Source organism: Microterricola viridarii, assembly GCF_900104895.1.
Taxonomy (GTDB): domain Bacteria; phylum Actinomycetota; class Actinomycetes; order Actinomycetales; family Microbacteriaceae; genus Microterricola; species Microterricola viridarii.
The window spans coordinates 1,787,346-1,802,109 of the sequence record NZ_LT629742.1 but is presented as its reverse complement, the minus strand read 5'-3'; the positions used below and the strand labels follow the sequence as shown (position 1 = coordinate 1,802,109).

Sequence of the window (14,764 nt, the reverse complement as noted above, 5' to 3'; positions counted from 1 at the left end):
GCGCACGCCATCGTGAACCCGTTCGGGGCTGGCCGATAGTGCTCCGCACTATGATCAGAAACGGAATGCACGGCAAGTCGAGGGGGTTCAGTCGCGCGTGATCCTCCAGGCAGCCATTGCGGCCATACCCAAGATCGGCCAAGTGGGATGGAAGGTCCTAGTTCCCGTCGGTGTGGCAACTGCTGCCGCTGTCGGAGTGGGCGCCAAGGGCATCTTTGACGTCTCCGGCGGCCGTAAGTCGCGACAGGACGCGCTCAAGCGTCTTGACGACGCACTCGCCGGCTGCGAGTCGGTGCGCACGGAAACGGATCGCACCGTTCGAGGATACGGCGAGTACATGATCAGCGTCCATCAGGAGAACGTCGGGCGCCTTGCCGACTGGCTCGAACGGCACGAACACCTTGTCAAACGACTCAACTTCAAAAAGGTCGACGGCGTACGCATTCGCGTCCCGAACATTCCGAAGTACGCCGCCAACGTCGAAAATGTGAGCGCGGGGATCGGGGGCCTGGCAAGCGCAGTTGGCGCAGGAGCTTCCGCGCCTGCGGCGGCACTATGGGGCGTGTCCACATTCGCTTCCGCGAGCACCGGTACTGCAATCTCCACGCTTACGGGTGCCGCCGCCCAGAACGCGACACTCGCGTGGCTTGGCGGGGGCTCACTCGCCGCTGGCGGCGGGGGTGTCGCCGCGGGAGGCGCTGTTCTCGGGCTCGTGGCTGTAGTTCCTGCCCTGCTCGTCGGCGGCCTGACGATGGGCGCCGTTGGGGCACGAACAAAGACGCGGTCGCGGAAGTTCGTCTCCAACGTGGAGGTGGAAATCGAGCGTCTCGGAATCGCGCGCGACATGCTCGGCGCTGTCGAGCGGCGCGTCGAAGAACTCCGAGAGGTTCTCACTCAGTTGAGCGACAGGGCGACGCGCGCCCTCAACGTGTTGGAGGCGCTCAACTTCGACCCTGCGGTACACGCAAGGGAGTTCCTTCGCGCGTACCAGCTTGTCACCGCGGTCAAGGAAGTCCTGAACACCCCCGTCCTCGACCCCAAATCCGGGGAACTGACCGAGGCATCAATCGAGATCCTGAGGAAGTACGCATGAGCACACCGAGCGCAATTGCATCAATGCTCCCGAAGCCGAGTCCGGCGATGGTCGTCGACACATTCCGACTTGTCGTCGCGTCCGCAAACGAGTGGGTCACAGTCGTGGCGCAGGAACGAACGAAGCGCGACGAGATCAAAGCCTGGGAGATGAGCCAGCTTGAGATCATTCATGTGCAGCGAGATTTTCTCCTCTCGGCCCTCGACAAGACCTTTGATGAGCGCCGCGAGAGCTTCCGCAGGCTCTTCGACAATCTCGACGCCGCCCTCATTTCAGACCGCGAAGACTCGGCGGTGCAGGTCGCTGATCTCCTCGAGGCAATCACGGACCTCGCGAAGACGAGCCCATTCAAGGATTTGAAGAGCCCGACGCTAGTCGTTCAGGAGTTCCTTCAGAGCGGACGCGTCATCGAGCTTTAGCTGAAAGGGTAGGCATTCCGATACATCCGTTCACTTCACGTCTTGCCTCGGTTCACGTGCCTAGAGACAGGGGCGAGTTCAATCGGTCGTTGCAACACCGGGTTGTTGCAACGAGCGTAGCTGCTCGGCAAACACCTCGGCGGGAGTGCGCCAGCCGAGGCTCTTGCGGGGTCGGTTGTTGAGCGCGAGAGCGACGGCTTCGAGATCCTCCGCGGACCACCGCGAGAGGTCTGTGCCTTTCGGGAAGTACTGGCGCAGCAACCCGTTCGTGTTCTCGTTCGTCGGCCGCTGCCAGGGCGAGTGGGGATCCGCGAAGAACACCTTCGTGCCCGTCTCAAGCGCGAACTGGGCGTGCCCGGAGAGCTCCTTGCCGCGATCCCAGGTCAGCGTTTCGCGGAGCTGCTCGGGCAGCCTCGCCAGCGACGCGATGAGGGCCGCATTCATCGCGACCGCGCCGTAGCCGCCCAGCGCGGGACCGTTCTTGACCGGCGGGGTCTCACCCCAGCCCTGCAACCGCGGCAGGTGCACCAGCAGCGTCGAGCGGCTCTTTCGTTCGACGATCGTGCCGATCGCGGACCGGCCGGTGCCGATGATCAGGTCACCCTCCCAATGCCCCGGGACGGCGCGGTCCGCGGCCTCCGCGGGGCGCTCGGAGAACACGACGTCGGCGGTGACGTGCCCGTGCGGCCGGTTCTGCGCCCGGGCCCGCGGTTGCCGGAGCGCACGGCCGGTTCGCAGGCAGGTGACGAGCTCCCGTTTGAGCCCGCCACGCCCCTCGATGAACAGGGACTGGTAGATCGCCTCGTGGCTGATGCGCATGGACTCATCATCGGGGAAGTCGACCGTCAGCCGGTGCGAGATCTGCTCCGGACTCCACGCGGTCGCCCACCGCCGGTCCTGCCGGTGCGGCTTGTTCAGCCCCTTCCAGGCCGGCGGCTCCGGCCCGAGGACGATGGTCCCGTCGGGTCGGCGGACGTTTCCGGCGAGGTGTTCCTGGACGTACTCCCGCAACCTGTCGTTGGTCGCGAGCTTCGCGGCCTTCGGGCGCTTCGCCGCCTGCTGCGCCTTCCACTGCGCCGCCAGTGCCCGGTACTCCTGCGTCCCGCCCCGGGTGGCGGCGTTGCGGCGCAGCTCGCGGGAGACCGTCCCGGGGTTGCGCCCGATCCTGCGCGCGATCTCCCGCACGCCCACCTGCTTGGCGCGCAGCAGTGCGATCTCCTCGCGCTCTTCGAAGGACAGGTAACGGCCGGTGGGCTCGGCCAGTGAGATCGGCGGCATGCCGCCAGCGTGGCGAAACCAGCGGGCGCCGACCGGCACCGACACGCCGACCTTCAGTGCGGCCTCGGCTGAGTTGATACCCGTCGCGATCAGACGCCAGAACTGCCGCTGCACCGCCCGCGAGGGCTCAGGCCGCCCGGGCGAGCGCAGCGGGGGGCGCAACGCCCGGTCCGCACGCCACTGGCGTCGCGCACCCTCGGGCACCTCGCTCGTCTTCGCGATCCAATCTTTCCTCGCCACTGCGGAACACCTCCAGGGTCAAGGTGTTGCGACGATCAGTTGAATCCACTAGGTAGCGTTTGATCACTATGGTTGATTGGTTTCTGGGACTACTTACGTCCAACGAGTGGGATGCGCTGCGCAATTGGCTGGCGACGATTGGCGGACTCGTTGCGTTGCTCATCGCAGCTAATACCTACAGCCGCAACGTGCGCATCAAGCGGGAAGAGCAGGCCCGGCTGGTGTACTCGCGCCTCGACGACCTGACGTTTCACGACACTGGCGCTGACTTTCCGATGAATGACAAGGCGGGAATTGGCACCAGCGGGGGCGGGGTCGCAATTTCCCCTACAAGCACGCCTGGGCACGGTCGATGGCTCGCGGTTGCACCAGCCATCCAGGCAATCGTTGTCGTCCACAACGGGAGCAAAGAGCTAATCGGCCCTATCAAGGTGCAGATGGTCAACGGCGGCAATGACGCGATTTGGGACACGTTTTCAATCCAGGTCGACGCCATTGAGCCGGAGTCCGACAAATACTTCGAGTTCACATGGCACAACGAGTTCCACCCCGGCCAGCCAGCCCTAGCGACCACCGTGCTTTTCCGCGACGCTAGCGGCCAGTGGTGGCGACGCCACCGCGCTGAGCCCGTCGAACGCGTGCACGACGACCCAGAGAATGTGGCGTCCACCCCCAGCGAGCGGGCAGCTTGGGCCCGTAATGCGCGCGCGATGGGTGTTGAGGCGAGCCCCGAACCAAAGGCATCACCTAGAGCTCGGTGGCACCGATATTGGCGCCGACGCCGCGGAAAGAGCCCAATCCCCTAATGCATGCCTCCTTCCACCGTGGGGGGCTCGCAGCTTGATGGGCGGGTGCTCACGATGCCGTGTTGACAACGGATTCACAGTAGGAGTCGCCACTTCCGTCGCGCACCGAAGCGGGACCCGTCGCGCCTCTATCCCAAACGGATCCTGAGCGACTCGGTGATCAGCGGTCCACGCTCCTCCCAGAGCTCCGCCACCTTCGCGTCGCTTCCGACCTCGGTGTAGTGGTCAATGAGTTCGCGCAGCACCCCACTCAGCTGCTGGCGGGCGGCCGCTTGCTGCTGCGTGACCCCATTCAAGCGTTCCTCGTCAGTGATCGAGCCTGTGGCGCGGAGCTCGGGGAGCATCAGTTCAAGGAAGCTAACTCGATCGCTGGAGGCGTCGCCGTCCCACTTGATCGTCTTGCTCGTCAGGACGCCTTGACCGTCGTGTTCGAGGAGGCCAAAGGTGTCCCAGTGATTCTCTGAACGACGCGCTGCGACCGCATACGCCATTACTTGGTGGCTGCCGGCGAGCTGATGCCCGACCTGACACAGTTTCACGACGGCATCGTGGCCCGAGATGGGGAATTGCGGGTCACCGATCCAATCGCGGACACTCTCGGCCGATTGCGCCCTGTACTGATCCCGGTCGGATTTCACCAGCAGCCAAAGGTGTTCCTCGGGATCCGCCTGCTGCCGCTTGACCAGGAGCTGGGTCAACACCTCATGGTCGTCAATGATCTTGTCGGCAGGCTCGCTCGGCACGAACTGCAGTCCGGGAAATCCAGGCAGATCCAAAAGCAACTCCTTCGTGGCATGGGGCGCGCTAGCTATACGAAGATGATATCCACCTGTCGTGGTTTGATATTGGAAAGCCAGAATGTGAGTTTCGCCTTAGTCGACTAGACCAAGTGAGCCGGGCCGTCGGACAATCTGCGAGACCGACTGCGCGTGCCTGAGACTGCCATCGAACCCCGCATCTATCCCGCACATTTGGCGAGAACCACTGAAAGAGGATGAAAGCAGAAAGCAGCCCTGATCAGGGAAGATCGAAGAAGTTAGCACTCCGCAATAACCCCTGACAGAGCCATACTCTTACTCGAAGGGCATTGGCAGCCCATTTCTCATGTAGAAGAGCGCGACCGCCTTCATAAGGTGCTGCTCGGCAATCGAGTAGAAGGCCTCTACTATCCCGATACTGGAAGTCATGTGAACCGAGAATCCAGTGTCCGTGCTTTCAACCAACTGGCGCTCGAGCAGGTGATACATCGTTGAGCGCCTGCCGTGCGCCATCCCGCTGGCTAGCTTCCAGGCCACCAGAAGGGAGATAGATTGATCGCCGGCGTACTCATCGGATTGCTTCAGCCGCTTGGTGATCGTCGGTACGTTGAGACTTCTCCCATTCAGGCCCACACGCCGTGACTGCAGCTCTTGAAGGCGTGCAAGCACTTTGTCATCTGCCGGAAGCCTCGTGTCGCTGCCAGTGCCCTCCGCTTCGGCAGCGTACAAATCTCGGCGCTCCTCAAGTGAGAGCTGCAATGAGCGTAAGACTCTCTCATCTCGAGATGTGGGCCCCATTAGCCACAGCGCCTGGCCGGCCGCTTCCAGCGCAGCCCGGATGAGGGTGAACGAGGCCAGCACCGGCATAGCCTCTGTTTTGACGATAACGAGCGTGACAGTTCGAAGGTGATCGAGCGCGACTTTGAAGCTAGAAATCGCTTGCTGCGATAGGGCCTCGTAGGGCGTGGCGATATCGTCGCCAGCGAGAGCGGAACCAGACATGACTGGTAGCTGCTCGAGAGTCGTTTCCCATCGCTCGAGGCGAGCTTCTGCCTCCATGAGTCGCTGCATCCCGCGGGCTTCGACCTCGTCCGACTGGACGCTTTCGATGTTCCGCTCACGAGCGGAAGTAGCGGCTGACATCCGAGCATGCTATCGCGGCTGACGCTCTTCGACCGTCACGTGCCCAACCAGGTGTTGCTGTGGATTTATGTCTGTACGGTTCCCCACAATTCAGCGTCCGCAGGGCTGAGCCTTCCAGCTCCGGCCGTCGTGGCCGTTCGGGGGATAGCGGAGACCATTCTGGTTCGAGCGCTCAGATCAGCTCGTGCGCAAATAGGCGTACGGTGAGGGACTCTCGGCATGAAGCCATTGGCCGCTCAGGGCTTGAGCACCCAAGAGCTGCCACATTCCATGTGTGGAAGTCGCTACGCCGAAGGAGCGAACCAATAAAGGCCGCTTGGGGTCTCCCGCCCTATGCGTCGAGGTCGGCCATCAGAGACGGCAGGAAGTTCGCAAGATGTCCCTCGTAATGGCGGTCCGGGGCGAGCGATATTCCGATGGATGGGTAGCCGAGTTTGACAGTGAGATTCCCTCGGTCTGGCCCATGATCCAGCACCGAGATGGTGGTGATAGGTGCGTTCTCGAGCGCGATCGAGAGCAAGTCTCTACGGCGCATGAGCGTGATGGTTGGCCAGTCCTCGCCGGCCGCGCGTTGAGCGAGTACAACATGACGACCGGTAAATACGGTCACCGAGTAGTTGCAGTTGTCCCTATCCTCGGAGGGGTGGAGGTCGCTTGCCACGTAGCTGATCACTTCGCCGGCAACGAGAGCGGAGATGCCTGAGAGCATCCTGTGCAGGTGATAGTCGGGCCGTCCAATCAGTACGTCGCCCCAGAGTGGGAAATGAGACCATTGCTGGTTTTCAAACGCCAGTGCTTTGTTCAGCTTCGCAGCGAACTCGATCGGGTCGGCAACGACTCTGGTGCTCATGGTTCTCCATTTCAATGACGTAGCTGCTCACGCTATCTGGAGTCACCGACACGAGAGGGTCAGACCTTCACCATCCTGCATTCTGGGCATCTCCACACGGCCGCCTTGCCTTGGTCTGCCGGCTCCATTCGGTGAAGGCAGTTGGGGCAGTTCGGCGTGTCGAACTCGTCCATGCGGGAAGCGTAGACCTCAGGCTGGTCGCGCGCCTAGTTTCCGGACATGGACGAGCTCGAGACCGCCATCCGGCGCATAGCGCGCGAAGAAATCGAAGCGGTGATGGCGGAGCGAGTGCCCTCGCTGCCAGCCCGTCGCACTCAAGAGTTGGCTCCGCGCACGCTGCTGTCGGTCGCATACGCTGCACAACTACTCGGAGTTGGGAGGGACTACGTGTACGCACGGATCGCTTCCGGCGAGCTGCCGACTGTGGAGCTCGGCGATGGCAAGCAAAAACGCCGAATCAGCGTGGCGGCACTGGACGAGTTCATTCGAGCACGCAGCTTCCCCGGGTGACTGAAATCGACCCCGCATTTACCCCGTAAATTCGGCGGAAGCTCCTGCAAAGACTTGATAGCTGGATCACAGTGTTCCATAGGGAAACGAAGTTACAGCTACCCCGTAAGAGCTCCCAATAGTGGACGACGCTAACTCGAAGGCTTTCTGGTGATTCCCTAGCTGACAACCCGCGAACTGCGGCAATGAGGAACTGGCGAGGCGCGATGGCAAGTAGCGGTCGACACTGTTCACCATCGCGAAGCCACCTCCGGGCCGTTTGCGCTCCATGAACCCATGAACGGCTGCAATGCCGCGTAGGTTGCCTCAGGCGGAGCGGGGAGACGGATACGTCCTCGGAGCGGATCGACACGGTCGGCGTACTCCCGCGCCCACTGCACCCATTCGAGCACTGCGGCGCGTTTGCCCCCGTCAGCCTCGACCAGCACTCTTTGCTCCATCTCCCCCGCGTACTCGCGAATGGCGGCAACTTCACGCCACTTGGCAACCTGACGCGCCAGCACCTCGGCGCGGTGACTGTCAGTGAGCGCTTGGACGGCCTCGTCCCGGGCGATCTCCCACTGGCGCTTCCGCTCGATGCGCTGCAGTTCTTCCTTCCGCCGGCGCTCGATCGCTGCATCATGCCGGAGCTCCAACTCCTGCAGGATCTGGGCAAGTGCGTCCTCGAGAGCTCGGTCGTCGCGGTCAGCCCAAGTGCTACCCCAGAAACCAGCTCCAGGCGCGTCGATGCGGATGCCGAGCCCTCCAGTCGGGACGACGTCCCACTTCGGCAATGCGTACCCCCTGCCGGCGCGGGCAAGCTCACTCTTGGTCGCGATGTGCTCCCGCTTCTCCGTGAGCTGGTAGACGCTCAGCTTGTACTCGTCTGGGCCAAGCGCGATCTTGAAATGCCCAGGGTCCTCCTCGTTGCGGTCAAAGTACCCCCATTGGTTCTTCCGCCGGCCCCTGGTCTTGGAGACCTCGTACCCACGAGACAAGGCTTCGGACACGAGCGCCTGAACGAGGCGCAGCGCACGGTTCCTCTCACTGGTCCGAATTTCGAAGTCTTCGCGAGTCTGCAGTCCTTGCACGACGTCAGACGCGCCGCGGAGGGTTCCGAGGACAGGGATCGGCGCGAGGACCCGCGTCCGCCATTCTGGTAGCGGGTGCAAGGTGACGTGCGCCGTTAGCGTGCGGGAGTCGTGGCTGACAGTGATCTGCATGCCGTCCGGGATCTTCTTGAATCGCTCAGCGGCCCGCGCTAGCTGCTCGTAGCGCCCGGACTCGTTGTACTCAATCTCAATCCGATGGTCCGGTGCGGCGACGAGGGCAGCCATCATCGCATCGGTCGGTCCCACGCCTGGTGTCTTCGGCACGCGCTGCTTCGGCGCCGGATCTGACGTTGACGACACCGGTTTTTTGGTGTGTGCCACCGATCCCGATGTTGCCGGCGGCTCGGGCTCGCGCGGGTACTCACCGTTGTCGAGGTAGAAGGCCCCGTCCTCGGTCAACGACACGCTCCAGTCGCCGCCGGACCCCCTGACCGTGACCAGGCCCTTGTTGTGGAGGGCACGGGCGACGATACGAGGGCGGTAGTCGTCATAGACATCGTCAGGAGCGCCTTCGCGCACCCACGCCAGAATCTCCAGCTGACCGGGGTTCAATGGTATTGATCGTGACATGGCTTCATTCTCAACGACCATGACGATCGGCACCATACTCGACGACGTGTCTCAAAGCTGCCACCCGCTGAAACCCACCGACCAAATCAGCTTTGACGCCAGGCATTGAGCGACCGTACGCTGGCGGCGTGGAAATTGAGTGGACGCGCAGTGGCTTCGAGCGACTCGGATTTGTGGGGTGGAAGCGCTTCGGGCTCATCGAGAGGAGCGACCTACCTGATAAGCACGGGGTGTACGTGGTCATCAGCGAGGCACTCGGGAGGCCGGAGTTTCTCACCAAGAGCGTCGGCGGGCCGCACAAGCGCAAACCGCTGACCGTTGGGGTCGATGTGCTCAGCAAAGCGTGGCGTGATGGCGCGGAAATCGTCTACATCGGTAAGGCTGGAGGGAGACGAGGTTTGCAGGACCGATTGTGGGCTTACGCGCGTCAAGGCAGAGGTCACTCAGCGGGCCACGCCGGCGGTCGATTCCTTTGGCAGTTACCCGCGAGCGAGAAGCTCGTGGTCGGTTGGCGCGAAGTCGATGGCGTCAGTGACGTCGAGGAGGCGCTGCTCGCGCTCCACGTTGCGGCTTTCCAGAGCCGGCCGTTCGCGAACCTGAAGGACGGCAAGCGTATGACGCTTCCTCGGGCATGCGAGTGTCTCGCTGCCGCGCTAGGTGTACTGCCCAGGGACGTTGGTTGAGTCGGTGTGACGACTCGCTGTAGTCGTTCTGGAATGGGCGAGGACCTCCTGCTGCAGAGTGGAGCTGCTTAGAAACCAGTTCTGCGAGACCAGGAGGTCCTCATGTCCCACGCTAACGCTGCTTTGACGCCGCGGCACCGTCTGCGCCTCGCGCGTCTGATTGTCGACGACGGCTGGCCGGTCGCCCACGCGGCCACCCATTTCAACGTGTCCTGGCCGACCGCGAGGCGCTGGGCTGATCGGTACGCCGCGCTGGGCCGGGACGGCATGCAGGACCGCTCCTCCCGCCCGCACCGCTCCCCGACGAAGACCCCGCCGGACGTGGTGCGGAAGATCGTGCACCTGCGCTGGAAGCAGCGTCTCGGGCCGATCGCGATCGCGGCCAAGCTCGGCCTGCCGGCGTCGACGGTGCACGCCGTGCTGGTGCGCTGCCGGCTGAACCGGCTGCACCACGTCGACAAGCGCACTGGGGAAGTGGTCCGCCGCTACGAGCACGACAAGCCCGGGGCGATGATCCACGTCGATGTGACCAAGTTCGGCAACATCCCCGACGGCGGCGGGCACCGCTTCGTCGGCCGCCAGCAGGGCAACCGGAACCGGGCCGCCACGATCGGCGCCCCGCGCAGCAAGAACCGCGAACCGATCATCGGGAGAGCCTTCGTGCACACCGTCATCGATGACCACTCCCGGGTCGCCTACGCCGAGATCCACGACGACGAGACCGCCGCCACGGCCGTCGGCGTGCTGCACCGGGCGGTGTCCTGGTTCTCCGCCCGCGGCGTGAGCGTCGAGCGTGTCCTCTCGGACAACGGGTCCGCCTACAAGTCCCACCTCTGGCGCGACGCCTGCCAGGCCCTGGGCATCAAGGCGAAGAAGACCCGCCCCTACCGGCCGCAGACCAACGGCAAGATCGAGCGCTTCCACCGCACCCTGGGCGAGGGCTGGGCTTTCAAGCGCTTCTACGCCTCCGAGTCAGCCCGCCGCAACGCGCTCCCGGCCTGGCTCCACGAATACAATCACCACAGGCCCCACACCGCGATCGGAGGCCGCCCGCCCATCAGCCGGTTGACCAACCTCCCTGGGCAGTACAGCTAGGCATCTGACTCAGGGATGGCGTGACAAAGACGGAGCGTGCCGCATGTCGCCTGATGAACGCAGCGCCTGATTGAGTGTGGCTTCGGGCCAGAGCTCATCGGCATCCGCGATCAAGCCCAGCCGGACATTAGGGAACGCTCAGCGAAGGAAGGCAACAGTGTCACGTCTTCGGTCTTCGCAGTTGACCTCCACCCGTCCCTCTAGAAGGTCGACTCCAATGCCTGAGCACATCGATTGAAACAGACGTACTCGGCGGCCGTCCCACCGTCGATCACGAGGAGCCTGAGCCGATCAAGGAAGCGCATTCTGACACTAACTTTGCGCTTGGTTACGATCCGGAAACCTCTTCTGGCCGGGTAAAATTCAAAAACTTACTCGTCTCGTATGTATCCACCTCCCTTTTCACTTGAATCTCCAGACATACCTACTTTTATGGGTGGATCGGCGTAGCCAAACCGCCAGTTTTGGGCTATTCGGTCCGGGCTCTTGTTGATTGTTTGCACTGCCGTTCGGATCGCAGCGGGTCGTTTACAGGACAGAGTTGGCATCGATCTGGCTTGCTCGCTAAATAGCTCGGCTGGCCTTCAACGGGTTGAAGCGCCGCAACGGTGGAGTCTGGTTAGCCGGGTGGGTCAGCGCGAGCTATCAGACCGTCCGAACCATTGCGCCAGCTTTTCGACGCAACGGTCCTTCTCTGTCGGCAAAGTCAGGAACGAGAGCGTGCCGTTGCTGGTCTGCCAGGGGCTGTTTCGCTCATCCATTGGCAGGTCGACACTGGTTGCCGGGTAGGCCAGCGCTGCGATCGGGGCCTCGAACGTCGAGGAGTAGGCATGAAGCTGGTAAAGGTCCTCACGGTCGACGCCACGCACGCCACCGAGCCTCTTATACTTCGCATCCAGTAGCGCCGTGATCGGGTCCTCCCCCACCAAAACATCAGGGTAAAGCCTGCCCATTGAACGTCGGGGTTCGACTGTGGAGCGTGCGAGGTGCCCAGACGCCTGCTCGTTTGTTCCGTGCCTTACTGGCTCGTCGGCGGCTAGACCGACACAGTGCAGCACGAACAACTCCCATAGCTCGGCGACGTCGATCAGCACGCCATGGGTCGACTCGTCGTCGGCAGCGACACCCAATGGATCCTCGTGCAGTATCCGCCACGACAGCTCAGCTGCCCGCCGCCATTTGACAGTTATCGGGCTGTAACGGGCGGTCCGGATCTCGTGCAGCGTCGGTGACTTCGGCCGCGCCCCAGTGGCGCTGCGCAGCACGGCCATCTGTTCGTGGAGCCGGGCACCGCGCCACCTATCCCCGGCCAGTCGTTGGTCGAAGTATCGATCCGCCAGGACTACAGCGCTGGCCGGCGCGTTGTCGTAGCTGCGCACCACCCGGGTGGAGGCCAAGTCGTGGTGCCCTGCGGCCCTTCGATGCGCGGTGGCCCCGACATCGATCCGACCTTTAACGGACAATCCGTGCGAGCTGACTTTTAGCCCCGTCCTTGGCAGTGCGTGCTGGCCCGCCGTGAGCACAGAAGCCCGCCACAGAGCTGCCAAGAGTTGCGTGACCACGCTGCTCTGGTCATTGGAGTGGGCGGCCGAGCGTGGGAGCACCTGAACGTTGAGGATCGTGCTGATCCAGCCGGTGATTGTCTCGACACCCAGGCGAGGCCTGATCTCCAAGGTCCTCCCCTTGTGACGGACCTCGCCGATGTAGCGATTGGCGCGCCAACCGTCGAAGTCACGGCTCAGGATCGGCTCGATCGTTGGCTCATGGTCCGCCTGCAGCTGCGCATTCAGAACAAATGACTCCGGCGAAAGTTCAGCGATCTCCGATAGCCAAGACTGTTCCGCATCGTTGGGTCGGCGGTCCCAATAGGCTTCTGGGGTCAAGTCGTTGATTATCAACCGATCCGCCGGCGACTCCCCTGCCTCAGTGCTGCCCCTACCGTCAGCCATGGTCAGCTTGTTGGGCGGGTCAGCAGGAGCCGTTCAAGCTCACCAAGCTGCTCGGCCCGTCGGTCCGATCCAGCCAGGTACTGTGCCAGTACAGGCTGGATCGACAAAGCCCACAACGAACGAAGCGGCGCGAGCGGTTGGTCCTTGGCATCCCACAAGTACTTGCCACTGGCGCGGCCGTGGCGCTTGTTGCTCCACTGGCGCCCGAGGAAGTACGGCAAGTCACCGAACACAGCTGCTCCGAGTTCGTACTCCGGCCCTAGCTCGGACAAGTCGCCGATACGTGCGTTCAACTTGGAGATGGACCCGGCCAATTCCTCGAGCTGCGGCGCAGCTTTGCCCCAGTCCAGCACTACGGACTGTTCGTGCCACTGTGCCTCCCAGATCGAGAACAGGTCCTCTTCGTCGTACGGAGTCGCGAACCAAAAGAATCGGCGACGCAGCGCGAAGTCCAGGGCCTCGACCGACTGGTCAATCTCGTTCATCGTGCCGATGATGTAGAGATCCGCAGGGATCATGAAGCGGATCGGAACACCGTCGTCATCCTCGGCGAACAACTCAAGCTCGGTGTCGCGCTTGTCCCGCTCCATTGCGCTGAACGCCTCGCCGAACATCGTACTGAGGTCGGTGCGGTTAATCTCATCGAGGATCAGCACGTGCGGTAGCGCGCGGTCCCCCAGCCGTTCTCGTTCGTCACGCATCCGATTCACCAACCGCGGCAGCGCGCCAAGCTGGTGGGTGGTCCCGCCGTCGGCGTCCAGCCGTAGCCCGACCATGAACTCCGGGTAGCCGTAGGACGGGTGCATCTGTAAACGCGTGACATGGTCGGCGACGGCCTGATCAACCGCCTTGGGTTCGTTGAAGTAGTCACCCACACCCCACTGTCGCAAGGCCGCGGTCCGGATCAAGGTCTCGGCCAGCTTCCCCGCACGATAAGTCTTGCCGGTGCCGGGCGGCCCGTAGAAGACGATTTGCTTCTTGAACTCCAGTGCGAATGCAGGGTTCAACGCCTCGTGGTCCCCGGACTTGGTAGCTGGACGCCAGATCGGTTGGAGATCGGAGCTGTAGTAGTCGCGGCGACTCTCGTCCCATTTAGGCAGTCGCTGCATCAACGCCTGCCTGATTGAATACAGCTTCTCGTCTGGGCTAGCGTCTGGACCGCTTGTGTCGAGTTCTCCGAATGCCTTCAGTACAAGTTCTTTGTGCTGATTCGAGGCGATCCGCTCGAAATGATCGGGATACAGCAGATGACACACGATGTGGCGCATCGCGTCGCTCTGGCGCTCTCCAGCTTCGGCGAACTCCGCGAACCCCCAGGGGTTATCGTGCAGAAGTGCGGACCTTTCTTCGGGTGACTTCCGCTTTAGCCGCAAAGCGAGGTCCATCAGGTAGCCAACATGAATGTCCTGACGGGTGTTGTAATACTGACCAGGATTGGCAATCCAGCTCTGCAGCGCCTGGTAAGCCTTACTGTCGCTACTCACATGCAAATCTGGAGAATCAGGCCCGATGGTCTTGTTGATCATCTCGAGCTTTCGGGCGGGCCCCACCGAAACAGTGACCAGGTAGTAGACCAGCAGGCACTCTGCAGCCAACACCCGGATCTCAGCGCTGGCATCCTTGAGTTGCAGCTCCCACTTGCTCTCGAAGCTGCCGCCACCTTCTTCGCCTTCGAGAAGATTGCCCCAAAACTTCGTATTCAACTCTTCGAGACTGCTCTCTGACCAGGAGTCCGGAAACTCATCGGAATGCAGCAATGAGGCGTCACCGACCAGCGAACTCTCGCGCCACTGAGCGCACAGTTCGTCGATTGGTCGGCGATCATGTTCAGAGAAAACAGCCATGACTCACCTTTTCATATCGGGCCCTGTTGACCTTGTTGAAAGGCCCTCGCGGATGCGTGTCATCAACATCTGCACCAGTTTCAATCCAGCTGCCGGCCAGCACCTCTCCGAGAGCGTACCGAGCTAGTCAACCGGTGTACCTACTACGTACCGACTCAAAATGCCACTTCTAGGTACACCTGTAGGTACAAAAGTTCAGCGGAAAATCAACGATCTGAGAGGAAATGGCCTCTATGTACCTGCTGTAACTACACTCCTGAATAAATAGATAACTCCACACAAAAATCAAGTCGTTGTTCTCATAATTGGTTCGTATATAAGGTTTGCCGCCAAGTGCAGGTACAGCAGGTACATTCACCGTTTCCCCTGACCAACATATAAATCCACATTTCGGCGTTGAAATTCCGAATAGCGCAAGAAACAGCCGCTGATCTG

14 protein-coding genes are annotated in these 14,764 nt (G+C 62.2%); 6 read left to right on the top strand and 8 right to left on the bottom strand.

Annotated elements, in window-relative coordinates:
- Positions 1-97: 97 nt before the first annotated feature.
- On the top strand, positions 98-1,093 hold the full coding sequence (locus tag BLT62_RS17620; protein WP_156786279.1) for a hypothetical protein: 996 nt from the start codon (positions 98-100) through the stop codon (positions 1,091-1,093).
- On the top strand, positions 1,090-1,512 hold the full coding sequence (locus BLT62_RS08175) for a hypothetical protein (protein ID WP_156786278.1): 423 nt from the start codon (positions 1,090-1,092) through the stop codon (positions 1,510-1,512). The genes BLT62_RS17620 and BLT62_RS08175 overlap by 4 nt, the downstream gene beginning before the upstream one ends.
- A gap of 78 nt (positions 1,513-1,590) precedes the next feature.
- Here the strand turns inward: BLT62_RS08175 and BLT62_RS08170 are convergent, their stop codons facing one another.
- A complete protein-coding gene (locus BLT62_RS08170) occupies positions 1,591-2,994 on the bottom strand; it encodes an IS30 family transposase (RefSeq protein WP_456238022.1) in 1,404 nt (467 codons plus the stop codon).
- Between the two features lie 104 nt (positions 2,995-3,098).
- On the opposite strand from BLT62_RS08170, the gene BLT62_RS17615 reads away from it, so the two are divergent.
- Positions 3,099-3,836: a hypothetical protein gene (locus BLT62_RS17615; protein ID WP_156786277.1), complete on the top strand. Its 738-nt coding sequence runs from the start codon at positions 3,099-3,101 to the stop codon at positions 3,834-3,836.
- A 128-nt stretch (positions 3,837-3,964) separates the two neighbouring features.
- Here BLT62_RS17615 and BLT62_RS08165 read toward each other — a convergent pair whose 3' ends face one another.
- From BLT62_RS08165 to BLT62_RS18400, 4 genes are all read right to left on the bottom strand, one after another.
- On the bottom strand, positions 3,965-4,612 hold the full coding sequence (locus BLT62_RS08165) for a hypothetical protein (RefSeq protein ID WP_083363602.1): 648 nt from the start codon (positions 4,610-4,612) through the stop codon (positions 3,965-3,967).
- Positions 4,613-4,909: 297 nt separating this feature from the next.
- Complete coding sequence (locus BLT62_RS08160; protein WP_083363601.1) at positions 4,910-5,737, bottom strand: hypothetical protein; 828 nt, start codon at positions 5,735-5,737, stop codon at positions 4,910-4,912.
- A gap of 331 nt (positions 5,738-6,068) precedes the next feature.
- Positions 6,069-6,587 (bottom strand): hypothetical protein, encoded by a 519-nt coding sequence (locus BLT62_RS08155; RefSeq protein WP_083363600.1) that lies wholly within the window; start codon positions 6,585-6,587, stop codon positions 6,069-6,071.
- Positions 6,588-6,646: 59 nt separating this feature from the next.
- Positions 6,647-6,760, bottom strand: a complete 114-nt coding sequence (locus BLT62_RS18400; RefSeq protein ID WP_083363599.1) for a zf-TFIIB domain-containing protein — start codon at positions 6,758-6,760, stop codon at positions 6,647-6,649.
- A gap of 46 nt (positions 6,761-6,806) precedes the next feature.
- Between BLT62_RS18400 and BLT62_RS08145 the strand changes: the two genes are divergently transcribed.
- Complete coding sequence (locus BLT62_RS08145; RefSeq protein ID WP_083363598.1) at positions 6,807-7,097, top strand: helix-turn-helix domain-containing protein; 291 nt, start codon at positions 6,807-6,809, stop codon at positions 7,095-7,097.
- Positions 7,098-7,327: 230 nt separating this feature from the next.
- On the opposite strand, the gene BLT62_RS08140 is transcribed toward BLT62_RS08145, so the two are convergent.
- On the bottom strand, positions 7,328-8,794 hold the full coding sequence (locus BLT62_RS08140) for a hypothetical protein (RefSeq protein ID WP_156786276.1): 1,467 nt from the start codon (positions 8,792-8,794) through the stop codon (positions 7,328-7,330).
- A gap of 92 nt (positions 8,795-8,886) precedes the next feature.
- On the opposite strand from BLT62_RS08140, the gene BLT62_RS17610 reads away from it, so the two are divergent.
- Both BLT62_RS17610 and BLT62_RS08135 read left to right on the top strand, forming a co-directional pair.
- Positions 8,887-9,441, top strand: coding sequence for a hypothetical protein (locus tag BLT62_RS17610; protein WP_156786275.1), 555 nt, complete (start codon positions 8,887-8,889; stop codon positions 9,439-9,441).
- A gap of 102 nt (positions 9,442-9,543) precedes the next feature.
- Positions 9,544-10,536, top strand: a complete 993-nt coding sequence (locus tag BLT62_RS08135) for an IS481 family transposase (RefSeq protein WP_083363596.1) — start codon at positions 9,544-9,546, stop codon at positions 10,534-10,536.
- Between the two features lie 632 nt (positions 10,537-11,168).
- Here BLT62_RS08135 and BLT62_RS08130 read toward each other — a convergent pair.
- Together BLT62_RS08130 and BLT62_RS08125 are read right to left on the bottom strand one after the other, a co-directional pair.
- A complete protein-coding gene (locus BLT62_RS08130) occupies positions 11,169-12,419 on the bottom strand; it encodes a 5-methylcytosine restriction system specificity protein McrC (protein WP_172829663.1) in 1,251 nt (416 codons plus the stop codon).
- A gap of 68 nt (positions 12,420-12,487) precedes the next feature.
- Positions 12,488-14,329, bottom strand: a complete 1,842-nt coding sequence (locus tag BLT62_RS08125; protein ID WP_083363594.1) for an AAA family ATPase — start codon at positions 14,327-14,329, stop codon at positions 12,488-12,490.
- Positions 14,330-14,764 lie beyond the last annotated feature (435 nt).